The organism is Citrobacter sp. Cpo069, from assembly GCF_030332785.1.
Taxonomy (GTDB): Bacteria; Pseudomonadota; Gammaproteobacteria; order Enterobacterales; family Enterobacteriaceae; genus Citrobacter; species Citrobacter portucalensis.
In genome coordinates, this window is sequence record NZ_JAOWHD010000035.1 from 1 (window position 1) to 23,897 (window position 23,897).

Consider the following 23,897-nt stretch of genomic DNA (forward strand, 5'->3'; position numbering starts at 1 on the left):
GGTAAAAACCTTGAAGCAGCATCCGCGCAAGAACAAAACGGCCATCAACATCGAATACATGAAAGCCAGCATCCGTGCCAAGGTGGAGCACCCGTTTCGCATCATCAAGCGGCAGTTCGGCTTCGTGAAAGCCAGATACAAGGGGCTGCTGAAAAACGATAACCAACTGGCGATGTTATTCACCCTGGCCAACCTGTTTCGGGTGGACCAAATGATACGTCAGTGGGAGAGATCTCAGTAAAAACCGGAAATAACGCCAGAAATGGTGGAAAAAATAGCCTAAATAGGCTGATTCGATGTGTTTGCGGGAAAAAAATCGGCCCAGATCCGCGAAATTTTAATCAGCGAGTCAGCTTGGGAAGAAATGACCTGCTTATTCGCACCTTCCCTAGATGCCTGTGTATCCATGCTCGGAAAGATACTAAAAAAAATGTCTAACAAAAACGGTATCTCACAAACGGAAGAATCTGAATTCGCATTTCTTTTAACAAACTATATTAAACAGACTTTGACTTTTAGAGAATGGCAACGCAATGCTGACGGAAATCAACGACTGCACTTTCTTATTAATATCTACGGTGCAAAAGAAGACGGTGGCGAAGTGGTTTTAAGACCATTTATTGTAAATCCTGATGAATTAATGCTTACTCCAGCGGATGTCGTTGAATTTAATTCGCAGGTTATCAACGTTGATCGGCAGCGTCATCCTGAGTGGTTCCGTTAACTGGTCACAAGGGTTAAGAGCCTGAAAGGCTGCGATAGTGTATACGCAGCCTATTCTGTATAGCCGTCGCGTAATAATTGTTCTAAATGACTATCGACCGTTTCCTGATCACCAGGAATATATCGTGGCCATCCTGTTATATCGTTGACGCGTTTCACTATGTATGGATGAAACCCAAACTGCTCGGAAGTGATGTCAATATAATATTGCACTTCTTCGAAGTTCAATTCACACCAATAATGGCCAAAGCCACCACTCTCTGTAAATATACCGCCATCATCTGCACCGTTACCCCCACGAACAACAGCATCTAGACCTTTAGTTTTTGCTAAATAACATACAAGATAGCTTGCAAAAAGGCATGTGCCTTTCGTCTTCTTTGTGCCGCACTCCGTCAAAACTGAAAGTAGCTTTTCATGCGCCACTCGTGCAATGCCTGATACCAATTCCGGGGACATGTCTGCTCCAATGAAATTATTAGATCGACTTAAACAGGTAATATGTAATTAGGCATTACGATAAGTCGTGCCCTATTGGTTGGTACATCGTAAGAAAAGTAACTTTTCTAATCCCAGCCTGCACTCCGGGAATGCTTCTAACCTGAATAAATCACGGGGGCAGTGCTGGATACTTGTCAACTGTATTTGGATTCACAGGCTAACTATTTTTATACAGTTTAAGTGAATAAAACTTACTTAAAGCAGCGAACCACGCCGAAAGTGTAATGAGGAATACCGCCAATTCATCAGAACCATTTTTGATAGCACTGAGTAGAGCGATTAGTCCAAGGAACACCGAAAGAAAGACTAGTATTGCGGGTAAAAGTTTATACATGATAGACGTTCCTTTTAAAGGTTCAGATAGGTAGACCAACGCAGATAACGTCGGAATTGCCTGTTGTAAGATTACGCTCATTTAATTATTTTTATAACCTATGAATCCGCGTATAATTTCATTTGTAGTAATCTTCGTAATATATATCTGATAGACATTGATCTTTTTAATGTCTTGTTGACTCACAACACCATATAAGCAACTCTTAGATTGGTTTAACACAGCGCTTCCACTAACTCCATTTTGATAAAAAGCAGTCAAACCATCAGAACCAACTATTCCTTTATAATAGTAGGTTGAGTCGGGGGAAGCATACGTATTTGAAAGCGTATTATACATTCCCGATAGAACCCAAACAGACTCACCTGGAGCTAGAACATTATCACATACTGGAAGCTTCCAATTAGGTGGGGCTTTGACAATAGTATTTTTTTCTACTTTTAAAAGAGCGAGGTCCCGGTTCTTAGGATCATCAATATTGATAACTGTTGCTGGTTGGCTCCCATTCCTTGTTATTATACTTAGACTATAATCCTTGCTTGCATCAAGCCATAAATGTGAAGCTGTAAGAATATGTTGTTCATCGATCCAAGTACCTGAGCCGGAGATTGTCTTATTTCCAGACTTGATTTGAATTTTTACAGCTGAGTCCGAAAGCTCAAAATCATTGTGGTGCATACTTTGTTTATGAGGATTATCGGTGGAACAAGCAGAAATCAGTAAGGCTGAAAGAGCTAAAACCTTTCTATACATAGTCAGTTTCCTTCGAATAAGGCGAGTTTGGTTTCTAGAATATTTTATCCAGCGAGGAATTCTTCTAACGTGCTATCTTGGTACTGGGGATATATCTGCTTCATCATGCCAAAAGCAGCAACCGCTACGCTTTCTAAGTCGGAATAGAATTTAGGCTCCGTATTAAGATCATCACCATTCTTCAGAACGCCCTCGAAGCAGCTATAATCATTTCCGAACTCTTGAACAATAATCCAGCGCCCATCACGGAAACCTACGAGCATAACCGCTGAATTAGGATAGTCGCCAGCAGGCGTTAGCCAATCAAAGTGATAGTGCTTTATCGTATCATATTTCAGATGTACATTCATTATTCCTCCGTTGGCGATTACATTATTTGAGTTTTTTCATGGACTCTAAAGAAGCGAGGTAGGAATTATAGCGATCACCAAATTTTTCTTTCGCACGCTTAACGCGCATTTTCTCCGCGAGCTCAGTCTTGTTTTCTGCCTGGTAGGTCCTATTATTTTGCGTCTTTACTTCGGCCCCTGGGCCTGCTGCGTACGTTTTGTTTTTCTCGCTAATACACGCTCGGCATTTACTCTTGAGGCCAAACTTGCCCTTGAGCTCTTTTCCAAACTGTTCAAAGGGTTTAACTTGCTGACATGATTTGCATTTTTTAAAGCCCGGGGGGAGGTAGGTGTCAGCCATGAGCTGCTCCAGTAGGTATTGATTATAGGTGATTTTAACTTAAAGACGACGTCACTTTCAAATAAATCGACTACTTAACGCTGATCTTACATAATCCTGATTATGCGCACTTAAGTTGTAGTAGCAAAGTTGTAATGTCCGATAATGGCTAAGTTAAGATGTCCGGCGTGTATAATCAAGTAAGGATTACCATGACGGCTCTCGCAGCGGAGTTTTTCACATTGGATGAAGTTAACCGACTCAAAATCATTCAGGATGTCATCGACCGGCGTCTGACAACACAAATGGCAGCTCAGCGGCTTGGTATCTCCGACCGTCAGTGCCGTCGTCTGCTTGCGCGTTATCGTGAAGATGGTCCGATTGGCATGACCAGCCGCCGTCGTGGTAAATCCAGTAACAACCAGTTGCCTCAGGGACTGGCCGCATACGCGCTGAACATTATTCGCGAACGCTATAACGATTTCGGTCCGACGCTGGCCTGTGAAAAACTGTCTGAGGTGCACGGTGTTCATCTTTCCAAAGAAACCGTCCGTAAGCTGATGACTCAGGCCAGTCTGTGGGTCCCACGTAAGCAACGTGCGCCAAAAATTCAGCAACCTCGTTACCGCCGTGCCTGTGCCGGTGAACTCATACAAATCGACGGCTGCGACCACCACTGGTTTGAAAATCGGGGACCTAAGTGTACGGCACTGGTTTACGTTGATGACGCAACCAGTCGTTTAATGCAGCTTCTTTTCGTGAAATCTGAGTCTACTTTCACCTATTTTGAAGCGACCCGGGGCTATATTGAAAAACATGGCAAACCGCTTGCGCTGTACAGCGACAAAGCCAGCGTATTCAGGATCAACAATAAAAATGCAACCGGCGGCGACGGCGATACCCAGTTTGGCCGTGCGATGCATGAACTGAACATTCAGACCATTTGTGCAGAAACCAGTGCTGCCAAAGGCCGCGTTGAACGGGCGCACCTGACGCTTCAGGACCGACTGGTCAAGGAGCTCAGGCTCCAGGGCATCAGTTCCATGGAAGCTGCGAACGCATTTGCCGAAGAGTTCATGAACGATTACAACCGTCGTTTCGCAAAAGCGCCTCGCCAGGCGTTTGATGTTCATCGGGAACTGGATGTCGATGACGATCTTGATATGGTATTTAACTGGCGTGAAGCTCGTAAAGTGTCGAAATCACTCACAGTGCAATACGACAAAGTCCTTTATCTGATTGAAGACAGCGAATTCAGTCGTCGGGCGATTGGTAAATACATCGATGTCTGGCATTACCCGGATGGACATAAAGAGCTCCGGCTTAATGGCGTATCACTTCCCTACTCCACCTATGACAAGCTTTCTGAAATCGATCAGGGGGCCATTGTGGATAACAAACGTCTGGGGCGGGCCCTGGAAATGGCGCAGCTGGTCCAGGCCGAGCGGGATAATAACCGGTCGCAATCCGTACCATCCGGAGACGGCCCTTCTCGCAGGCGTAAAGCTCCCACGACGAAGAAATCCCAGCGTTCCCTGGATCAGGACGATATGTTCAATGCCCTGGTGAAACTTCAGTCACGCTCTGAAGAGATATTTGGGAAGAAACCGATTTAAAGCCCGGTAATCCATCCGGGCATGCCTGGCTGTCAGATTTTGGCCTGATTGACCCGTGCCGCGAGCTCCTGATGACTCTCTTTCCTTTCGCTGTAGCGGTCGGACAGGTAGGCTGTGTGCCCTTTCAGGAGTAACGTCATTTTGAACAACTCTTCGGTAACGTCGACAATCCTGTCATACCAGGGTGAGGGTTTCATGCGCCCTTCATCATCAAATTCCTGCCATGCCTTTGGCACTGACGACTGATTGGGGATGGTGAACATCCGCATCCAGCGGCCAAGTATCCGCATCTGATTGACCGTGTTAAACGACTGTGAACCACCACAAACCTGCATGACGGCCAGCGTTTTACCCTGGGAAGGACGAACAGCACCTTCACTCAGGGGTATCCAGTCAATCTGGGCCTTCATCACCGAGCTCATGGCGCCATGTCTTTCCGGAGAACTCCAGACCATTCCGTCACACCACCTGACCAGCTCGCGGAGTTCAAGCACTTTGGGGTGACTTTCGGGCGCATCATCGGGTAACGGCAGACCGGATGGGTTAAATATTTTCACCTCAGCCCCCATCTTTGCCAGCAACCGCCCGGCCTCTTCCGCTGCAAAACGACTGTAGGACCGCTCTCGTACTGAACCGTACAGGATGAGAATTCGCGGCATGGTTTCGTTGTTGCCCGTAAGTTTGCTGGCAAGCGCATCATCAAAATAAGCCGGTTCGATTGCTGGTAAGTCGGTCATAAAAAATCTCCATTTCATAAGCTATGCTTTAAAAGTTATCACATATGAAATACCATATGTATTGTTATTTTTTTACGAGGTTAAGCATGCTACAGCCTGTTCAGCTTTTTAAACTGCTCGCCGACGAGACCCGTTCAACTATCGTGATGCTTCTCAGGGAGTCCGGTGAAATGTGCGTCTGTGACATCTGTGCGGCAACCGCAGAGTCTCAGCCAAAAATTTCTCGCCATATGGCCCTTTTACGTGAAGCCGAGCTGGTCATCGACCGTCGCGAAGGAAAATGGGTGCATTACCGACTGTCGCCACACATGCCAGCATGGGCTGCGGGTATTATTGATACAGCCTGGAACTGTGAACGAGAAAACATACGCAACAAGCTCAGTAGCGTGGCATCTGTCTCCTGCTGATGGCGATATATATATCCGAATAAACAAATGTGAATGGAGTTTCTGATGTTACTGGCTGGTGCTATCTTTTTATTCACGCTCGTCCTGGTTATCTGGCAACCCAGAGGGCTGGGGATTGGCTGGAGTGCCTCACTGGGCGCAATTCTGGCATTGCTGACTGGCGTCGTTCATCTGGGGGATATTCCGGTGGTCTGGCAGATAGTGTGGAATGCGACCGCCACCTTTATCGCCGTGATCATCATCAGTCTTCTGCTCGACGAATCCGGCTTCTTTGAATGGGCCGCGCTGCACGTTGCCCGTTGGGGGAATGGCCGGGGGCGGCTGCTCTTCACCTGGATCGTCCTGCTTGGTGCGATGGTTGCGGCACTGTTTGCCAACGACGGTGCGGCACTGATCCTGACACCTATCGTTATCGCGATGCTGCTGGCGCTGGGATTCAGCCGGGGAGCAACCTTAGCGTTTATCATGGCCGCAGGGTTTATCGCTGACACGGCAAGCCTGCCACTGATTGTCTCAAACCTGGTGAATATCGTCTCGGCGGATTTCTTTAAGCTTGGTTTCTCAGAATATGCCGCCGTGATGGTCCCGGTTAACCTGGCCGCGATTGCGGCTACGCTGGTGATGCTGCATCTGTTTTTCCGTAAGGACATTCCCGCCGTTTACGACGTTTCTCTGTTGAAAGAACCGAAAGACGCTATACGTGATGTGAATACCTTTAAAACCGGCTGGCTGGTTCTGGTGTTGCTTCTGGTGGGATTCTTCGGACTGGAGCCGCTGGGCGTACCGGTCAGTTTGGTCGCAGCCGCTGGTGCATTGCTTCTGTTTGCTGTTGCGAAAAAAGGGCATGCCATTAACACCGGTAAGGTGCTGCGTGGTGCGCCCTGGCAAATCGTTATCTTCTCGCTGGGGATGTACCTGGTGGTCTACGGCTTACGAAATGCCGGTCTGACCCACTATCTCTCTTCCTTGCTGAATCAGCTGGCAGAGCAGGGATTGTGGGCGGCAACGCTGGGTACGGGCTTCCTGACGGCCTTCCTGTCATCAGTGATGAACAATATGCCGACCGTGCTGGTCGGGGCGCTGTCGATTGATGGCAGCACAGCGACCGGTGTTATCAAAGAAGCGATGATTTACGCCAACGTCATCGGCAGCGACCTGGGGCCAAAAATTACCCCTATCGGCAGTCTGGCAACGTTACTGTGGCTGCACGTTCTGTCGCAGAAAAATATCAAAATTACCTGGGGATATTACTTCCGGGTGGGCATTGTCATGACAATCCCCGTGCTGTTTGTCACGCTTGCAGCACTGGCGCTTCGTCTGTCTTTCACTTTGTAATGAGATACTGATATGAGCAACATTACCATTTATCACAACCCGGCCTGCGGCACGTCACGCAATACCCTTGAAATGATCCGCAACAGCGGTACAGAGCCGACCGTTATTCATTATCTTGAAACCCCACCATCACGAGCTGAGCTGGTAAAACTCATTGCGGATATGGGGATCACGGTACGAGCGCTGCTGCGTAAGAATGTCGAACCTTTTGAAGCGTTAGGGCTGGCGGAAGACCGCTTTACTGACGAGCAGTTAATCGATTTTATGTTGCAGCACCCTGTTCTGATCAATCGCCCTATCGTGGTAACGCCGCTGGGTACCCGGCTATGCCGCCCTTCTGAAGTCGTGCTGGATATTCTTCCCGATGCGCAGAAAAGCGCGTTCACGAAAGAGGACGGTGAGAAGGTAGTTGATGAAAAAGGTAACCGGCTGAACTAAACGTGTTCTTGTGACGAAGGGCGAGAGAACTCGCCCTTTTTTATTTAAGATAATCAGTGCTAACGGAGGATAAGAAGCGGTTGTTGCGTCTTTTGCAGCATTTCGGAGGTATGACTACCGATAAAGAACTGCCGCAACCTGGAATGACCGTAGGCCCCCATCACTATCAGATCGACAGCATTTTCCTCGGCGTAACGAATAAGCGCGTCCCCGACTGATTGCCCGGTAAGATGTGTTGTGCTGTTTTCTATATCCGCGTCACGTAAAATTTGCTGTGCGGTCAGCAGCTCTTCCTTCTTACCGTTTACCATGACAAGGTGGCACTCCAGCCCCCTGAGTAAGGGACTCATCGTCAGACGTTCCAGGTTACTCCTGCTTTCTTCACTGCCATCATAAGCCAGCATGACTCTGGAAGGCACTGAGTAGTTCTCCGGAACAACCAGTAGGGGTTTCTTTTGCAGACGAATAACGCTTTCCAGATGAGAGCCTACCGGATGCTGGCTACCCCGACGCCCCAGCACCATGAGACGAAGGTCGCTCAGCTCTGCCAGAACTTCATCCGGTGTACCGTGTTTTTGCATCAAAAGCACATCCGGGCTTCCCTGTTTTTGAAGCAGTTCAGCACAACTTTCCAGTATTGCTTTCCCCTGGGCCATCAGCAGGCGATTACGTTGCCCTTCAATTTCTACCAGCTCATCGGTCAGCAATTGCTGACTGTCTATGCCGAGAGTGCCGGTCAGGTCTGACACTACCGGGGTGCTGTCTTTTTCGATAACGTGCAACAGTGCTAGCTGTGATTGCAAAGTGCGGGCTGCCCACGCCGCATATTCACACACTGACCGCGTTGAAAGTGAACCGTCCACACAGGCTGTAACAGTATTATTCATAGTTTTCCCTCCGGTCTGTTAATGACCGCCCATCAGTTTTTCGACTTCTTCAGGTTTATCGTGAACACCAAACCGGTCAACGATGGTGCGGGTGGCTTCATTCATCCCACGTATTTCAACCCCGGCGCCCTCTCTACGGAACTTAATGACCACCTTATCCAGGGCGCTGACGGACGTGATGTCCCAGAAATGGGCATGTGAAACGTCTATCACCACATTCTCAATCGCTTCACGGAAATCAAAGTGGCTCGTAAAGCGGTCTGCTGATGCAAAGAATACCTGGCCGGTGACGGTATACGTCCGGCTCGTCCCCTCCAGAACTGAGGTTACACGCATGAACCGGGATACTTTAGTGGCAAAATTGAGCGAAGCAATCAGTACACCGGTCAGCACACCGAAGGCCAGATTATGTGTTGCCACCACAACCGCGACGGTGGCAAGCATGACCACGCTGGTTGAAAGGGGGTGTGTCCGCAGGTTGGCAATGGAGCGCCAGGAGAATGTCCCGATGGAAACCATAATCATCACCGCGACCAGCGCTGCCATCGGAATTTGGGAGACCCAGTTGCGCAGGAACACAATCAGGCAAAGCAGCACCACGCCCGCCGTGAGGGTTGAAAGTCGTCCGCGTCCACCGGATTTTACGTTGATAACAGATTGCCCAATCATCGCGCAGCCTGCCATTCCTCCGATAAAGGATGTGCAGATGTTCGCGATGCCCTGAGCTTTGCACTCCCTGTTTTTGTCGCTTGGCGTGTCGGTCATGTCATCCACGATAGTGGCGGTCATCATCGACTCAAGCAGGCCAACCACCGCAAGCCCCGCAGAATATGGCAGGATGATGAGCAGCGTCTGAAGATTTAAAGGCACGTCCGGGAGCAGGAAGACCGGCAGACTGTCGGGAAGTTTCCCCATATCCCCGACGGTTCGCACATCCAGATGCAGCCACATGGCAATCCCAGTCAGCACCACGATGCACACAAGCGGTGAAGGAATGGTTTTGTTGATATAAGGGAAGAGATAGATGATCCCCAGCCCTGCCGCAGTCATGGCATAAACATGCCATGTCACATTGGTCAGCTCAGGCAACTGGGCCATAAAAATCAGTATTGCCAGTGCATTAACAAACCCCGTGACCACTGAGCGTGAAACAAAACGCATCAGCCCGCCAAGCTTCAGATATCCGGCTATCAGCTGGAATACCCCGGTCAGTATGGAGGCAGCCAGTAAATACTGTAAGCCATGATCTTTCACCAGCGTCACCATCAGGAGAGCCATTGCACCGGTGGAGGACGAAATCATCGCCGGACGTCCGCCAAAGAAGGCCATAACGAGAGGAATACAGAACGCCGAGTAGAGGCCCACCTGGGGATCAACACCGGCGATAATGGAAAAGGCGATCGCTTCTGGAATGAGTGCGAGCGCGACAACAATACCGGCCAGAACGTCACCACGGACGTTACCCAGCCAGTCCTTACGCGTCGAGGACAGCAACATAGTAATTTCTCAGTTTTTAGATACAGTCAGCCCTGGAGGGCTACATTTTTACGTACGGTAAAGCACATCCGCAGACGGGATGTTATTGAGTGCGTGCTGAGGCTTGCTCAGTACGACAGAGGAAGGAAAAACTCAGGGTGGCGTAATACGCATAGCGGTTGTCAGATTCTCCATAGCGGATGTGTATATATTGTCGGCTCTGTTGTCAGGAAGAACTTACAGAACACGTCGCGTTTGAACATGAAACACTTCAAAGCAGCCCAATACTACAAATAAAGCGAATACGGGGTCAACCCAACAAGGTACTCAAACGAAGAGGTTAAGATGCGATTTTTATCCAGGAATTCAATATTATCAAAGGACATTTGAACTTTGCCCCACCCCGGACATCTCTACTTAGCTTTGACATAAGTTATTGATTCATATGTGGTTATTTTTTAACATTTACGTTTCACGTACTGATAGATTGCCTTTGAAGCCAACGCTGACCGTCATTCATCTTGATCAGGAATTTGGGCATCTTCTAAAAACACCTTTGTACGGTAATCATCTTTCCAGCCTAACCAAACTGAATCTTCACCACCGGAAGAAACAACTTTACGGTTTCCTGTGAGATTATCAGCCTGTTCTAAGCATATTGACTGCATATCAATGAGCAAATCAGCTTCTGCGACTTCCGTGCCGCCGATCGTTTCATAGCCGGAAATCAGAACAATTGCCTCAGGGTCTCTTTCGTTCAGCATGGCGATCAACTCTTTCACTTTCATTTTAAGATACCAGTAGTTTATTTGTGTGCATTGCTGATGGATTTTATAGTGCTGCCGACCTTTTTCAAGGTGCTTCCGTTGCTTCCAACGATCATGCTAACGACCTTGTTGTCTGACCTGGTATTGCCGTGGTCATCCTTTTAGAGAAATGCTCCAAAGATCAACATGGCGGCATAGGTTTTCCAGCTTGACCAATCAATCGTGGAACCAAGCAACAGATAGAATGCCAGGGCTACCAGCCCCAGCTTTACTACTAGCGCGATTATTATGGTGAAGATAGACTCATCGCGTTCGCCTTTAAGTATTTTATACCGCGTAATTAAACTGTCGTTTTTCATGTAGCATCCGTTATAGTTATTAAAGTCCTGCATTAGAAGTTGTTATTTGCCGAAGTTACCTTGTATGAGTTAACTGTGGATCCAAAAATACAAAATATAAGCTGTGCCAATTGAAAGGATTAGAAAAGCACAGTTACTAATAAAATCTACTAATGCTTGTAGCTTCTTTATTCTCACAATTGCTGGACCGTGTTCAGTAGAGGTACTACTCAGCCCTTTTGTTCTGGCACTCTCTGCTTTTCTGAAAAAATTGTAATGCAATCCTGACCGCAAGCAAAACCATGCCAAACCAGTCGTTATTACGATATTTATGTAGAAAGCATATTGAATCATTTGTTCAGTTTCGAAGCTTTCCATTGAAAACCCTTTGTTGAAATGTTGAATAAAATTATTTTTAGTAAATGTAAGCAATAAATAGAACGAATATTAATAGTGAAAGATGCAATGCCAACATCTGCTTATGATGCCTTATGAGGATTTCTTCCTTCGCATTCATTAAATCGTACATCTCATCAATATTTTTATTGCTGGTATATTCGAGACGTTCATCACGAAGTAATTTGAACTTTACCAATACGACAAGTGATTTAATAATAAAGCTCGTAAGCATAACAGTTATAGACAAAAATAAAAAATAGGCCAAATTCATATATCACTCCATGGAGATTAATAGAAAAATTTATAATAAGTAATCTCATAGAGCATTACTTGAATCTTCTTCCCATACTAAGGACTCACCGAGAAACTTAGTTAAAGATGATTTGGCATACTGTGGTTCGGAAAAAAAACGTGGGAACCAGCCGTCAAAGCTTTGGGTACCATTGTGACGATTTTCAGGCGAGACTGATAAGCGGTACCCGTCTTCGTAAGGTGAAATGCTAAATGTGTATCCATCATCTGTCTTTGAGATCAGCGTTTTGCATGTCATATGACTGTTTGCTCACAAAGTTACTTTTCTAAGATATCGAAAAGTGTGGATTAGATCATCATTCAGATAGTCTTTTCATCACAAACTTTCCTGCCCACATTATCACAATTATAAAGGTAATAAAACCGATCTGCTCCCAACGTAAATTGGTTTGCTGTTCGGAATCATCCAAATGAATTGCATAAATGTAACATCCGAAGGTAAGCGTGAGTGGAACAACAAGCATCCCTACCTTTTTAGTAATATTTCCAATAAACCACCAATAAAGAACCCAGGAAATAATAGAAGAATAAAAAATTGCTTCTGAAACTATCATATGTAACCTCTTGAATTAGTCGATGCTGTGGGTAAATAAACCCGGACCGTCAAATGATGCAATTGCAAAATATTTAGTAACCATGAATCCTTCGGTTATCTATTTCAGCCATGTATGCAGTAGGCTTTTTTAAGAGATAGATTGGTGAAACGACATTCGTTTTGACTTTATAAGCCAGAATGAAAACACCTGCGGAGCTTGCCATAAGTACCGCAAGAAGAATAGATACCGTTAACTCCTTTGGTGTTTGTATCACCGAAAGAAGAAACAATGCGCTTATGGCTGCAAAAATCCAGCAATATAATGATGCATCCATAAAACCAGCTACAACACTCGATCCAAAAAAAAACCAAAATAAACTTATTAAGATTACTGAGTTTTCATTCATGTCTGTTCCTTGTTATTACTAATTATATTATGCTTTATAGTTGACCGTCAGACTACCCACGGGTTTTGACGAACAAAGTCACGCACTCCATTTATACATGCTTTTGAGATGACTTCAAAATAAGGATGGTTTGATGGAATCATATTCCCGGTATTATCAAGAAGCATAATAGTCCCTAAAGACCGAACCAGTTGATATTCATTGAGCTTACGCTTTAGCAAAGTTTGCAATCTATAAATTGTCTCACCGGAACTGTTACCTTCGATACCTACAACAGAGACCGTACAGTTCACTTCCTGATTATCAGATTGATAATCGAACCAGTAATTTTCGTTGCAATTTCCTTTTTGCGCATGCTCAATTTTGCCAGGCCATTTTACCCATAAAGAAGAGTTGTTTTTAGATCGTAAGATCTGCTTCAGCGTTTCCAATGGATTTTTTTCATCAACCTCAGACCAGGCCGAAATAAATTCTTTCTGCATTGCCTTAGGGTCTATAACGGCAATGAAATCAAATTCCTCTTTATTGATAGAGTTGGCTCGATCTTTGAGATAAAACAGACCGAGTTTATATCCCTTTTCACTTTTCCAGTTTGCTCCCACAGGCTGATAGTCTGTATTTATAAACGGTTTGAAAGTGTGAGTGTCGGGAGAAAAAATTACTGAGGGTGCCAGCACCCGGCCTCGGTATCGTATTGGATTTACAAATATTTTTTCCCCGTCACATAACATTTCAATAATTGCTTTTGTCACAACTACTGAAATAGAAGGTCTACATGTATTTTGATTTATTTCCCCGAGGTGCGCCAAACTTCCATCCTCACTCTTCAACACCTTTGTAAGGCAAGTCGGGCAATACTGTTGATCTCTATAATAAACAGGCATGGTTAGACGACCGGAATCGTTTAGTACCAACTGAAGTAACGGATGAGGCTCTTTCATCATGGTTATTTCTTCCCTTTCACCTTTCTGGGCTTTTCGTTTGCCTGTCTCCACTGCCATGGTGGGACAGGGTTGGTGTCTGCCCATAACCCTTTTGCCTCCTTTTGTGCTGCGGATTCATATTTGATATAGCCAGGGACAATGGCGTTATCTTCGAACCGATAAACCCACGCATATCCACTGTCCACCATAGAGGCATTGATATCATATCCATCTAACCAGATGGTACCTAACATACGGCCATAGATATCCGTACCATGGTCTATCACGGTAACGATTTTAGTTGCTATAGCTGTGGTTAAGGCCTGTTTTGCTTTTTGGCCAAAAGCCTGTTTAGATTCAGGAGCGTCTATACCATACATCCGTATTTTGATGGTTGTGTTTTGAGCATCCAACGCAGTTATGGTGTCACCGTCAACAATCTTAACCACCTTTGCCTCAAAAGTTGTTGAGTTCCCCCAGGACGCCACTGGGAATACAACAATCATGATGGGCAAAAGTAACTTTGTAAAAAAAAACATCATTTCACCTGAATTTGTTGAGTACAGACATGTATCCACAAGCCTATTTACAGGCAGTATTTTAACAAGTCATTATTTCATGGGCGGGCTTAAAACCAATCTTTTTGCAACTTAAAGGCAGAATAATCACAATAAATTTAGAACCTGAACCAAAAAATAATCCAAATTAAGCGTGTTAATCTATCTCAAAGATATTATTCCTGAGAGAGTTTGGATGAAACGTTACACTCATGATCTTGAGACAGACCTGAATGATGTGGATAAAACACCATCTCTGATCCACAAAACTTTGTTAACAGCTTCGACTATTTATGACCTGAAATATCTGGCTCAGGTATTAAATGATGAAAATGGCAGTAATTGGTCCCGTGCATCCCTTAAACGTCAGGTTACATGCATACCTGAGCATTGTGATCTGAGTATCGCAGATGGACGCTATCTACAGACTTTAATACCTTCACGACCTGCTGATTATGAGGACAGGCACTTTAGCTTTATCGATCTGTTTGCAGGGATAGGTGGACTGCGAAGCGGATTTGATGCCATCGGTGGTAAATGTCTTTTCACGAGCGAATGGAATACTTATTCCAGCCGTACTTACCGGGCGAACTGGTATTGCGATGAGAACGAGCACCGCTTCAATTCAGACATCCGTGACATCACTCTTAGCAACCGGCCCGAGGTTACTGATGACGAGGCATACAAATTTATCGATGCCTCTATCCCGGATCATGATGTTCTTCTTGCGGGATTTCCATGCCAGCCATTCAGCATCGCCGGTGTCAGTAAAAAGAACTCTATGGGTCGCAAACACGGTTTCGAGTGCGACACTCAGGGTACGCTCTTCTTTGATGTGGCCAGGATCATCCGGGCAAAACAACCTGCAATTTTTGTTCTGGAAAACGTAAAAAATCTGAAGAGTCACGATAAGGGTAATACCTTTAACATCATCATGAAAACGCTCGATGAGCTTGGCTACGACGTCGCAAACAGCGAAAGCACGGGCGCGGATGATCCTAAAGTCATCGATGGCCGTCATTTCCGACCCCAGCACCGTGAACGTATCGTCCTTATTGGTTTTCGCCGCGACCTACGTCTGAAAGACGGTTTTACTCTGAGAGACATTAAAGACTTTTATCCGGACAAGCGCCCTTCTCTCTCAGATTTACTGGATCCGAGCGTAGATAGTAAATACATCCTCTCCCCTAAACTCTGGGAGTACTTATACAACTATGCAAAGAAACATGCGGCAAAAGGCAATGGTTTTGGTTTTGGACTAGTAGATCCTTCCAATGTTAATAGTGTCACCAGAACCCTCTCAAGCCGCTATATGAAAGACGGATCTGAAATTCTTATTGATCGGGGCTGGTCTCATGAGCTGGGAGAAACTGATTTCCATAACACATACAACATGGACCGTCGGCCACGCATGCTAACGCCACGTGAATGCAGCAGGCTAATGGGCTTCGATAAACCCGGGGAAAGTGTTTTCCGTATCCCTGTGTCCAATACACAGGCTTACAGACAGTTTGGGAACTCCGTGGTCGTTGATGTCTTTGCGGCCGTCGCCAAACTGCTGAAGTCTCGAATTGAATTTGCAGCCTCCCAGCGCTTGCGGCAGTTTTACGACGAAGTCAGCTGACCTGAGCTCCTTCATCAATTTAAATGCTTAAGATTGTTGTAATAATGTCAGAGGTCAACCATGACGTATTTCGAATCAGCTGAAGGTGAGACGGTATCTAAAGAACGAGCATTACAAGAACTGTCCAGGCATTGCGTTCCCGAAACAGATTTCGAAGAATTCTTTAGCGACATGGGCGTAAAGGAACAGTATGACGCTCAGGAAGTGTTGCTTTGGTTGGGATATTAAACTTCCTGTTTAGGAGACTACTATGAGCCAAAAATTCGCAGTGATGATTGCTTACGACGACGATCCAAACGTCAAAAGGTACTCACCTGACTTTCAAACGCAGGATGAGTTTGCTAAAGGGTGGCAGTCGGCTCTTAAAAAGGCACACCACACCTCAGGTCAAAAATCAGTCATCACCTGCGGATGTCGTGGAAAAGGAGAAAAGCGACTTTATGTTCGTGCTTTACCGAACGGTGATGCCTTTATTCTCGTCAAAGCCGCTAACACGGGCATTGAGCATGATCCTTCCTGTGTATTCTTCTCCCTTGATGCCCGGCATACCGGCCTGAAAGGATATGCGAGTGGTGTGGTCCGGATTACAACCGAAGGTGATATGGCTGTAAGGCTCGGTATCGGTATGACAGAGAAAGATCCTCCTGAAAAATCAGAAGTGCCTCCCCTGCCCCATGTTCAGCGACCAGAAGGAGGTCAGGCCTCAATGACCCTCCTGGGCTTGCTTAGTCTTTTGTGGACAGAGTCTGGTCTGAATGTCTGGTACCCGAAAATGGCAGGGAAACGTAACGATTCACTGGTACGGTATCGTCTGCTTGAAACCGCTAAACAAATTCGTACCGGCAGAGCCTGCATAGGTGACCATTTATTCATTGGTGTACCTGACCCGAAACAACCTGTCGCTCAGTCGCAAATTCAGCGTCTTTCATCACAGGCGATGAGTGATAAACGTCTCATGCTCCTGTCAGTTTTACCTCGCTACGATGCTGAAAAGCATGAGAAGCCACTTAAATTTTTACCCCTGCGGAATTTTGGGGGGCTACCGCTGATTTTTTTCAATTCAGAAGGCCATTGGGATAGCGTAAAGAAACGATTTTCATCGGAGTACGCAGCATGGAAATCCGGGGCGAAAATAGTTGTCTTTGCGTTGACGTCACCAGCTGCGGTAACCGGCAGAGGCCCTTCTGTAAGAGCTCATCAAATTGTGCTGATGCACGTTAGCGAGAACTGGATACCTCTGGACTCCTCCTATGAGGCGGTTGTTGCAGAAAAGCTGGATGCAGAGCACCGGCAGTACGTTAAGCCCATGCGTTATGATGCGAGTATTAGTGAGGTGTTCCCTGACTTCTACCTGCTCGACACAAAAAGCGATAAGCCGTTCCCGATGGAAGTATTTGGTATGGCCACTCCTGCTTATCTGGCCCGAAAGCAACTCAAAAAAGATTATTACAACCGTGAATATGGGCCTTATGGATGGTGGCACTGGGATGCGACCACAGCATCTGAAACTATGGTGCTGCCTCATTTTCCAGAATCACGTAAACCTCTTTCAACTGGCACACCTGCTTAAAATGGAGAAAAAATGTCATACATGCTTTCACTAAGCGAACAGACAAAACTGAACGCTTTCCTGTCAGGGATCCTTGATGATTACAAGACTGGGGTTATCACTCAGATACAAGCTGTTGGTAAAATCGGTAACGTGTTTTCTGCACTGGAAAGTGGAGACTCAAAAAAGGTAGTGCATTTGTTGACTGAAGGACGAAAACTCCTGCGGACGGGCTGAATGTCCGCAGAAGGTCTACTGTGCCAGGGGATGCAGAGAAGTCTATCAACCTGGCTTCATTTATCATGATGTTTTTCTACTACGCGGCTGTTTTGACTTTCCAGTACCTCCCCCTGCCATTGCACCAGTCAATGTATCAATGGTGCCTTTCAGGGATTCTGAGATTGTTTTCTCTGCCTCCAGGGTAGCTTCCAGCTTCATTACTTTGGACTGGAGCGTTTTTAATTCACTGCTTTGTTCAGCCACTTCCGCTTCATAGCCCTGGCTGACCAAAGTTACTTTTTTCAGGTCGGCGCTCAGCGACTCGTTTAGTTTATGGAGTTCAGTAAGCTCGGCATTCACCGCCACCAGGTCACCCTCCTTCCCGGACAGTGCACTTTTCAGCTCAGCACAGAGGTTCTGTGCAGCAATCAATTCCTGTTCAAACCTGTCCCTCTCTGCCTTTGTATCTGACACAGTCTGACTTAACTGGTCGCATTGTCTGGAAAGACCGGCATTATCAGAACGCTGAGTGTTGATCTCTTCGTTCAGCTTTTTTTGATATTCAAGGTGACCAGCGATCTCTGTTTTACGTTCAGCCAGTTGCTGGGAGAGTGAGTCATTTGACTGCTGTGCGAGGCTTAATTCATGCCGTGTGCTATCTAACTGGTGATGGCAGGTTTCGAGTTCTGCTTCGGCAACATTCAGCCTTGTTTCTAACTCCTTGACGGTACTGTCCCGGATCTCTAATCGACCCTGTAGCGCCTGATTCTCAAGTTTCAGCTCATCCATATCGGTAGCGCTTTGCTCAAGCCGCTGTAAAAGCTGCGTTACCTCCTCCTCCAGCTGCATGCTACGTGCTTCAGCTTTTTTAACACTATCACTCTGTATTGCGGTATAGCTTCTACGGTAGTGCCAGGTGATGTACGAGATAATATCGCCGAGTGCAACCTTCACCTCATCGGGTATATCCAGGTAACGGGCCTCTTCAGGAACCTCTTTAACATACTTCTGGTACTCAGCGAACATCTCCTGTGACCTTGCAAACGAGCCGCCAACAGCGTTTCTGAGCCAGTGAACTTTGAAGCTCAGATCGATATTTTCCGGGTTAATTTTTTTCTCTTCGCACAGACGTTCGATTGCATTGAAGTAATCGATCATCGCAATAGATGAGTACCTTGAACGACCCATTTCCTTTGATTTTTCTGTGGATTCGCTGCGGATGTCATTCTGCACCTCTGGCGAGGTAGCATCGTTCAGGCTTTTTTCTTTATCGTTTTCGATCATCATTTTTTTCCTGCGGCCGGAAGCTGGTTTGCAAAATATATGCTGATAAGATCGTTCAGAGCATTCAGAAGCGAGATACTGTCGATACAAATATGAACGTTTCCATTCTCAAACAGGCGACACCGCCAGCCATTCTCATCGCAGACCTCGCCTGTGAAATCTGTATTTCTCATGGCCGTCAGCCTGTCGACCATACTCAGCCCACCGCCGGTTGCAGGTGTTGGAGTATCAGAACAGATGCATACAATATTCTCAAAGTCGCGTAAACAAAAGTGATTGTCCTGCGAGAAACCGTTGTACCTCAGTACGTTCACACCAGGAAAAATCCCCCGAAGAACAAGCTTTTTCGGCATTGTATATTGCCGTGCATTGCTTTTAAAACTTCGGTCAAGCTTGTTGAGAACATCAACGAAACCTTCTGCAAGCGTGTCTCGTCTGTTAGCCAGTGCATGCTGTAATGTTCCCTTAACAATCTCCAGGGAAGCGACGGGCGGATCCGTACGTAGGGATTCGTTAAAGGCTTCTTTTTGCTTATGGTTCCAGTACCGGTCCATACCTATTTCTTCAAAGAGCCTTTTCCACGTTTTACGGTCAATTTCCTTACGCCCCTCCTCGATGGTGCGATCCAGTGACGACGGAAGACCAAATGCGTTGGGCTGCATAATTCTGCTGGTGAAGAGAGAGAGACCGCACAGTTCCGACGCTTCCGAGATTAACCGCATCCCTTCTTCGAATTTCTGCATGGCCATATCCCGGGCGCTGATGAGCTGCCCTGTCCGGCTCGCCGGTACTGGCTCAGAACCCTGGTTTTGAGTCATTTTACACTCCATTTTGGTATGTCAGAACATTTTGATTTGAGCAAAGGTAGGACCCTCTAAAACCAATAGAATTTACGTAGAAACGCGTTTAGTAAAGGCTTTACTAATTACTAATGACTAACATATTAGCACTTTCAGATCTGTCAGCAATAACCCCGGGCGGCGAAATAATGAGAAGAGTTCTTCCGGAGAGCCTTTTCTTTCTATCTGATTGATTTTTAACACTTTTAAATGTCAGCTTTATGTAAACCTGTGGGATTTACTCCTAATTAAATCCCATAGTATGAAAATTAGGCATTTGCAAACCTTAATGACGTGACGTTGTCACGTAAATCAATGGAATTTAGTCTCTAGTAAAGAGTTAACTAGTGACTAACTGCCTGATCGGTGTGCTTGAACGGTGCACTTCAGGCCGGATATAAAAATTGATGAGAGATATACAGAAAATGATGGACCGGCTTAATAAGCCAGCCTTTCTTGGGATGATTGATGATGTTGAACACGCTATAAAGCGAAAATGCCCCTTTTTAACCTATAGGGGGTCGTTTGCGGGAGAGGGCGAAATCCTACGCTAAGGCTTTGGCCAACGATATTCTCCGGTAAGATTGATGTGTTCCCAGGGGATAGGAGAAGTCGCTTGATATCTAGTATGACGTCTGTCGCACCTGCTTGATCGCGGCCGCGATAGCTAGATCGCGTTGCTCCTCTTCTCCATCCGCGTTCCAAGCTGCGGAAAGGCACCCATAAGCGTACGCCTGGTCGAGCAGGCGACGCGGATCGACGTCCAGCGCACGAGAGAATGCGTCCGCCATCTGTGCAATGCGTCTAGGATCGAGACAAAGGTCGTCTCTGTCAGCCGGATCGTAGAACATATTGGCGGCGCCAAAGCCCACTTCACCGACCAGACCGACGGGATCTATCACCAGCCAGCCGCGACTGGAGAACATGATGTTTTCATGATGCAGATCGCCATGTAGCCCACGCAGTTCCGAGGCATTGCTCATCATTTGATCGGCTATAATCGCCGCGTGGACGTAGTCAGTTTGACAACCTGCGTTTTGATCATCGCGCGCCCGCTGAAACAAAGCTGCAAAGCGATCCCGGATCGGGAGAAGGGCAGAAGGCAGGGGTTCCTCAGATGCGGCATACAGCTTCGCCATTAGTTCCGCTGCAATTTCGGTCGCCTGGTAGTCGCCGTGCTCGGCAACGATGTGAGAGAGCATTCGCTCCCCGGCATATTCGAGCAACATCAGATTGTTCTCACGACCGAGCAACCGGACTGCTCCCCTCCCATTGCGCCATACCAGATAGTCGGCCCCGCGCAGTTCATCAGCAATGTCTTCTATAGGTTTCAATCCCTTGACGATTGCAGGAGTCCCGTCTGGCAATGAAACTTTCCAAACGAGGCTGGAAAAGGTGTCCGCAATGAGAACAGGTTGCGAAACGTGCCAATGAGCAGGAAAAACAGGCGGCATGAACATCAACCCCAAGTCAGAGGGTCCAATCGCAGATAGAAGGCAAGGCGTTCGCGGTCGGGGGCTTCGATCCCCAATACATTGAATAGGACAGCGAAGGCGCGCTCTGCTTCATCTGGCGCTGCCCAGTTCTCTTCGGCGTTAGCAATCATGAGTGCCAAATCGGCATAGCGATCTGCTGTTCCGAGCCGCCCAAGGTCGATCAGACCCGTGCATTGAAGAGTTTTAGGGTCCACCATGAAGTTCGGCATGCAGGGATCACCATGGCAAACAACCATATCGGTGCGCTCTTGGTCGAGCCGCACCGGTAGCTCTCGTTCGACACGAGCCAAAAGATCGAGCTGCGGCGTACTCTTGTCCTCGTCCGGTAAGAAGTCGGGATTGACGGCATTGCGGGACACCACATCAACGGCGCGTCCGAACATTCGCGACAGCCTGCGCTCAAACGGACATTGATCAACCGATAGGCTGTGAACAGCGCCAAGTTGCTGCCCCATTGACGGCCACGCTTTGAGCAAATCCGCTCCAGACAGATCAGCCGCCGGTACTCCCGGAATTGCCGTTATCACCAAGCATGCACCCTCCTGTTCCTCCTGCCAGTTGATCACCTCGGGGCAAGCCACACCTCGACCTTTGAGCCAAATGAGGCGGTCACGCTCTCCAGCGAGCTCACCGCGGCGGGAAGCAGGTGCGATTTTCGCGAAGGCATGCCCGTCACCACGTCGAAAAACAAAATCACCAGATTCTCCGCCTCTGACAGGCAACCAGTCAGAATGCGATTCACCAAAAAAAATATTAGTTCGATTCAATGGAGGTTCCTTCAGTTTTCTGATGAAGCGCGGAGGTGGCTCAACCTGCGAAAAGAAACGAGTTGCTATGGACTTGCACCGGTTGTGTTCCGGTCTATCTCTCATTTTAAGCGGCTTTTTTCTCAAATGCAACCGGCGATTTCCAGCCGAGTGTTGAATGTCTTCGGCGTGGATTATAAAAGCCATTTATATATTCGAAGATTGCAATCTCAATATCTCGCCTTGTTTGCCAGTGTCTGCGCCAAATCAACTCAGCCTTTAATGATTTAAAGAAGCTTTCTACTGCGGAGTTATCAAAACAATTGCCTTTCCCGCTCATGGACGGCAGCAATTGATGTTTGAGCAGTAGCTTTTGATATTCATGAGCGCAATATTGGCTCCCACGGTCTGTGTGTTGAATACAACCCGGTGGTGGTTTGCGTAAAGCCAACGCCATATTCAGTGCCCTTAATGCAAGATCCTGCTTTAATCGATCACCTGTTGCCCAGCCAATCACGCGACGGGAATACAGGTCAAGGATAACAGCAAGATAGACCCATCCTTCTCTGGTCCAAACATAAGTGATATCGCCTGCCCATTTCTGGTTGGGTGCGCTTGCGCTAAAGTCTTGTTTTAATAGGTTCGGTGCAATGTTGAAGGTATGATGACTATCCGTTGTCCGTTTGAATTTACGCGTTCGAACAACTGTAATGTTATTCTGGCGCATCAAACGTCCAACCCGACGCTGCCCAACCTGCAGGCCCAGCGCTTTCAACTCTTCTGTCATACGCGGCCTACCATAGCTCCCCAAACACAACCGATGCTGCTCACGTATATGCGCTAGAAGTATAAGATCACGACGCTGGCGCAGTGATGGAGGACGGCGTTTCCATGCACGTAAACCACGATCTGTTACGCCCATCAAACGACATATGCGTGAACGTGAGAGAGAGCCACGGTAATCCGTAATAAACTGAAATCTCACAGCTTTTGTACTGCGAAAAATATTGCTGCCTTTTTTAATATCTCCCTCTCCTCCCGAAGGATACGGTTCTCTTTGCGTAAACGTTCATTCTCACGCAGAAGATCAGTGTCTTGGGTAGGAATTTTAGTTTCATCGGAAATTGATGCGATCCATTTCCCAAGCGTGGAAAGCCCAATACTTAAATCTGACGCAACTTGACGGCGTGTTAAGCCACTAGTGAGGGCACTGTTGCAAAGTTAGCGATGAGGCAGCCTTTTGTCTTATTCAAAGGCCTTACATTTCAAAAACTCTGCTTACCAGGCGCATTTCGCCCAGGGGATCACCATAATAAAATGCTGAGGCCTGGCCTTTGCGTAGTGCACGCATCACCTCAATACCTTTGATGGTGGCGTAAGCCGTCTTCATGGATTTAAATCCCAGCGTGGCGCCGATTATCCGTTTCAGTTTGCCATGATCGCATTCAATCACGTTGTTCCGGTACTTAATCTGTCGGTGTTCAACGTCAGACGGGCACCGGCCTTCGCGTTTGAGCAGAGCAAGCGCGCGACCATAGGCGGGCGCTTTATCCGTGTTGATGAATCGCGGGATCTGCCACTTCTTCACGTTGTTGAGGATTTTACCCAGAAACCGGTATGCAGCTTTGCTGTTACGACGGGAGGAGAGATAAAAATCGACAGTGCGGCCCCGGCTGTCGACGGCCCGGTACAGATACGCCCAGCGGCCATTGACCTTCACGTAGGTTTCATCCATGTGCCACGGGCAAAGATCGGAAGGGTTACGCCAGTACCAGCGCAGCCGTTTTTCCATTTCAGGCGCATAACGCTGAACCCAGCGGTAAATCGTGGAGTGATCGACATTCACTCCGCGTTCAGCCAGCATCTCCTGCAGCTCACGGTAACTGATGCCGTATTTGCAGTACCAGCGTACGGCCCACAGAATGATGTCACGCTGAAAATGCCGGCCTTTGAATGGGTTCATGTGCAGCTCCATCAGCAAAAGGGGATGATAAGTTTATCACCACCGACTATTTGCAACAGTGCC

At 47.0% G+C, this 23,897-nt stretch carries 28 protein-coding genes and 1 pseudogene; 10 read left to right on the forward strand and 19 right to left on the reverse strand.

Going from position 1 to position 23,897, the window contains the following annotated elements; translation table 11 throughout:
- Together OGY08_RS01895 and OGY08_RS01900 are read left to right on the forward strand one after the other, a co-directional pair.
- Positions 1-241: IS5/IS1182 family transposase (locus OGY08_RS01895; RefSeq protein ID WP_032174470.1), on the forward strand; the 241-nt coding region annotated here is incomplete at its 5' end.
- Positions 242-298: 57 nt separating this feature from the next.
- Positions 299-724: a hypothetical protein gene (locus OGY08_RS01900; RefSeq protein WP_000457316.1), complete on the forward strand. Its 426-nt coding sequence runs from the start codon at positions 299-301 to the stop codon at positions 722-724.
- Positions 725-774: 50 nt separating this feature from the next.
- On the opposite strand, the gene OGY08_RS01905 is transcribed toward OGY08_RS01900, so the two are convergent.
- The 4 genes from OGY08_RS01905 to OGY08_RS01920 all read right to left on the reverse strand — a co-directional run bounded on the left by OGY08_RS01905 (position 775) and on the right by OGY08_RS01920 (position 3,001).
- Positions 775-1,182, reverse strand: a complete 408-nt coding sequence (locus OGY08_RS01905) for a hypothetical protein (RefSeq protein ID WP_001371904.1) — start codon at positions 1,180-1,182, stop codon at positions 775-777.
- A gap of 457 nt (positions 1,183-1,639) precedes the next feature.
- Positions 1,640-2,311: a S1 family peptidase gene (locus OGY08_RS01910; RefSeq protein WP_000285959.1), complete on the reverse strand. Its 672-nt coding sequence runs from the start codon at positions 2,309-2,311 to the stop codon at positions 1,640-1,642.
- Positions 2,312-2,355: 44 nt separating this feature from the next.
- Positions 2,356-2,661: a hypothetical protein gene (locus tag OGY08_RS01915; RefSeq protein ID WP_001100610.1), complete on the reverse strand. Its 306-nt coding sequence runs from the start codon at positions 2,659-2,661 to the stop codon at positions 2,356-2,358.
- Positions 2,662-2,683: 22 nt separating this feature from the next.
- Positions 2,684-3,001 carry a hypothetical protein gene (locus tag OGY08_RS01920; RefSeq protein WP_000785965.1) on the reverse strand — a complete coding sequence of 106 codons (318 nt, stop codon included), beginning with the start codon at positions 2,999-3,001 and terminating at the stop codon, positions 2,684-2,686.
- A 191-nt stretch (positions 3,002-3,192) separates the two neighbouring features.
- Between OGY08_RS01920 and OGY08_RS01925 the strand changes: the two genes are divergently transcribed.
- A complete protein-coding gene (locus OGY08_RS01925; protein WP_000125668.1) occupies positions 3,193-4,596 on the forward strand; it encodes an ISNCY family transposase in 1,404 nt (467 codons plus the stop codon).
- 32 nt (positions 4,597-4,628) lie between these two features.
- Here the strand turns inward: OGY08_RS01925 and arsH are convergent, their stop codons facing one another.
- Complete coding sequence (gene arsH / locus OGY08_RS01930; RefSeq protein WP_000130816.1) at positions 4,629-5,333, reverse strand: arsenical resistance protein ArsH; 705 nt, start codon at positions 5,331-5,333, stop codon at positions 4,629-4,631.
- Between the two features lie 86 nt (positions 5,334-5,419).
- On the opposite strand from arsH, the gene OGY08_RS01935 reads away from it, so the two are divergent.
- Genes OGY08_RS01935 through arsC form a run of 3 tightly spaced genes read left to right on the forward strand, consistent with a single transcriptional unit; the run spans position 5,420 to position 7,513 of the window.
- A complete protein-coding gene (locus OGY08_RS01935; RefSeq protein ID WP_000941305.1) occupies positions 5,420-5,740 on the forward strand; it encodes a transcriptional regulator in 321 nt (106 codons plus the stop codon).
- Positions 5,741-5,785: 45 nt separating this feature from the next.
- Positions 5,786-7,075, forward strand: coding sequence for an arsenic transporter (locus tag OGY08_RS01940; protein ID WP_000922628.1), 1,290 nt, complete (start codon positions 5,786-5,788; stop codon positions 7,073-7,075).
- A 12-nt stretch (positions 7,076-7,087) separates the two neighbouring features.
- Complete coding sequence (gene arsC, locus OGY08_RS01945) at positions 7,088-7,513, forward strand: glutaredoxin-dependent arsenate reductase (protein ID WP_000065802.1); 426 nt, start codon at positions 7,088-7,090, stop codon at positions 7,511-7,513.
- 59 nt (positions 7,514-7,572) lie between these two features.
- Here the strand turns inward: arsC and OGY08_RS01950 are convergent, their stop codons facing one another.
- The 8 genes from OGY08_RS01950 to OGY08_RS01985 form a co-directional block, all read right to left on the reverse strand.
- Positions 7,573-8,400 carry a universal stress protein gene (locus tag OGY08_RS01950; protein ID WP_001066652.1) on the reverse strand — a complete coding sequence of 276 codons (828 nt, stop codon included), beginning with the start codon at positions 8,398-8,400 and terminating at the stop codon, positions 7,573-7,575.
- An 18-nt stretch (positions 8,401-8,418) separates the two neighbouring features.
- Positions 8,419-9,897, reverse strand: coding sequence for a SulP family inorganic anion transporter (locus OGY08_RS01955; RefSeq protein ID WP_000927306.1), 1,479 nt, complete (start codon positions 9,895-9,897; stop codon positions 8,419-8,421).
- 491 nt (positions 9,898-10,388) lie between these two features.
- Positions 10,389-10,664 (reverse strand): hypothetical protein, encoded by a 276-nt coding sequence (locus OGY08_RS01960; protein WP_000864986.1) that lies wholly within the window; start codon positions 10,662-10,664, stop codon positions 10,389-10,391.
- Positions 10,665-10,804: 140 nt separating this feature from the next.
- Positions 10,805-11,002, reverse strand: coding sequence for a hypothetical protein (locus tag OGY08_RS01965; protein ID WP_001371914.1), 198 nt, complete (start codon positions 11,000-11,002; stop codon positions 10,805-10,807).
- A 986-nt stretch (positions 11,003-11,988) separates the two neighbouring features.
- Positions 11,989-12,246 (reverse strand): hypothetical protein, encoded by a 258-nt coding sequence (locus OGY08_RS01970; RefSeq protein WP_000637193.1) that lies wholly within the window; start codon positions 12,244-12,246, stop codon positions 11,989-11,991.
- Positions 12,247-12,319: 73 nt separating this feature from the next.
- Entirely contained in the window at positions 12,320-12,634 is a 315-nt protein-coding gene (locus OGY08_RS01975; protein WP_001005009.1) for a hypothetical protein, read from the reverse strand.
- Positions 12,635-12,681: 47 nt separating this feature from the next.
- Positions 12,682-13,578 (reverse strand): hypothetical protein, encoded by an 897-nt coding sequence (locus OGY08_RS01980; RefSeq protein WP_000975181.1) that lies wholly within the window; start codon positions 13,576-13,578, stop codon positions 12,682-12,684.
- A gap of 2 nt (positions 13,579-13,580) precedes the next feature.
- On the reverse strand, positions 13,581-14,096 hold the full coding sequence (locus tag OGY08_RS01985; RefSeq protein ID WP_000464825.1) for a thermonuclease family protein: 516 nt from the start codon (positions 14,094-14,096) through the stop codon (positions 13,581-13,583).
- Positions 14,097-14,310: 214 nt separating this feature from the next.
- Between OGY08_RS01985 and OGY08_RS01990 the strand changes: the two genes are divergently transcribed.
- Genes OGY08_RS01990 through OGY08_RS02005 form a run of 4 tightly spaced genes read left to right on the forward strand, consistent with a single transcriptional unit; the run spans position 14,311 to position 17,524 of the window.
- Positions 14,311-15,738, forward strand: coding sequence for a DNA cytosine methyltransferase (locus OGY08_RS01990; RefSeq protein ID WP_000833380.1), 1,428 nt, complete (start codon positions 14,311-14,313; stop codon positions 15,736-15,738).
- A gap of 60 nt (positions 15,739-15,798) precedes the next feature.
- Positions 15,799-15,966 carry a hypothetical protein gene (locus OGY08_RS01995; RefSeq protein ID WP_000220758.1) on the forward strand — a complete coding sequence of 56 codons (168 nt, stop codon included), beginning with the start codon at positions 15,799-15,801 and terminating at the stop codon, positions 15,964-15,966.
- 22 nt (positions 15,967-15,988) lie between these two features.
- Positions 15,989-17,308: a DUF1173 family protein gene (locus OGY08_RS02000; protein ID WP_000078513.1), complete on the forward strand. Its 1,320-nt coding sequence runs from the start codon at positions 15,989-15,991 to the stop codon at positions 17,306-17,308.
- Between the two features lie 12 nt (positions 17,309-17,320).
- A complete protein-coding gene (locus OGY08_RS02005) occupies positions 17,321-17,524 on the forward strand; it encodes a hypothetical protein (RefSeq protein WP_000121164.1) in 204 nt (67 codons plus the stop codon).
- A 63-nt stretch (positions 17,525-17,587) separates the two neighbouring features.
- On the opposite strand, the gene OGY08_RS02010 is transcribed toward OGY08_RS02005, so the two are convergent.
- The 6 genes and pseudogenes from OGY08_RS02010 to OGY08_RS02035 form a co-directional block, all read right to left on the reverse strand.
- Positions 17,588-18,793: a coiled-coil domain-containing protein gene (locus tag OGY08_RS02010; RefSeq protein ID WP_001371952.1), complete on the reverse strand. Its 1,206-nt coding sequence runs from the start codon at positions 18,791-18,793 to the stop codon at positions 17,588-17,590.
- The gene (locus OGY08_RS02015) at positions 18,790-19,608 is read right to left on the reverse strand and encodes a DUF4942 domain-containing protein (protein ID WP_000193207.1); all 819 of its coding nucleotides are present in this window, start codon (positions 19,606-19,608) and stop codon (positions 18,790-18,792) included. The genes OGY08_RS02010 and OGY08_RS02015 overlap by 4 nt, the downstream gene beginning before the upstream one ends.
- A gap of 644 nt (positions 19,609-20,252) precedes the next feature.
- A complete protein-coding gene (locus OGY08_RS02020; protein ID WP_000480968.1) occupies positions 20,253-21,089 on the reverse strand; it encodes an aminoglycoside O-phosphotransferase APH(6)-Id in 837 nt (278 codons plus the stop codon).
- Positions 21,089-21,892, reverse strand: coding sequence for an aminoglycoside O-phosphotransferase APH(3'')-Ib (gene aph(3'')-Ib / locus OGY08_RS02025; protein WP_001082319.1), 804 nt, complete (start codon positions 21,890-21,892; stop codon positions 21,089-21,091). Before aph(3'')-Ib ends, OGY08_RS02020 begins: the two co-directional genes overlap by 1 nt.
- A 106-nt stretch (positions 21,893-21,998) precedes the next feature.
- Positions 21,999-23,080 (reverse strand): annotated as a pseudogene (locus OGY08_RS02030) (IS3-like element IS1133 family transposase); the annotation flags it as partial.
- Positions 23,081-23,129: 49 nt separating this feature from the next.
- Complete coding sequence (locus tag OGY08_RS02035) at positions 23,130-23,834, reverse strand: IS6-like element IS26 family transposase (protein WP_001067855.1); 705 nt, start codon at positions 23,832-23,834, stop codon at positions 23,130-23,132.
- Positions 23,835-23,897: the final 63 nt, after the last annotated feature.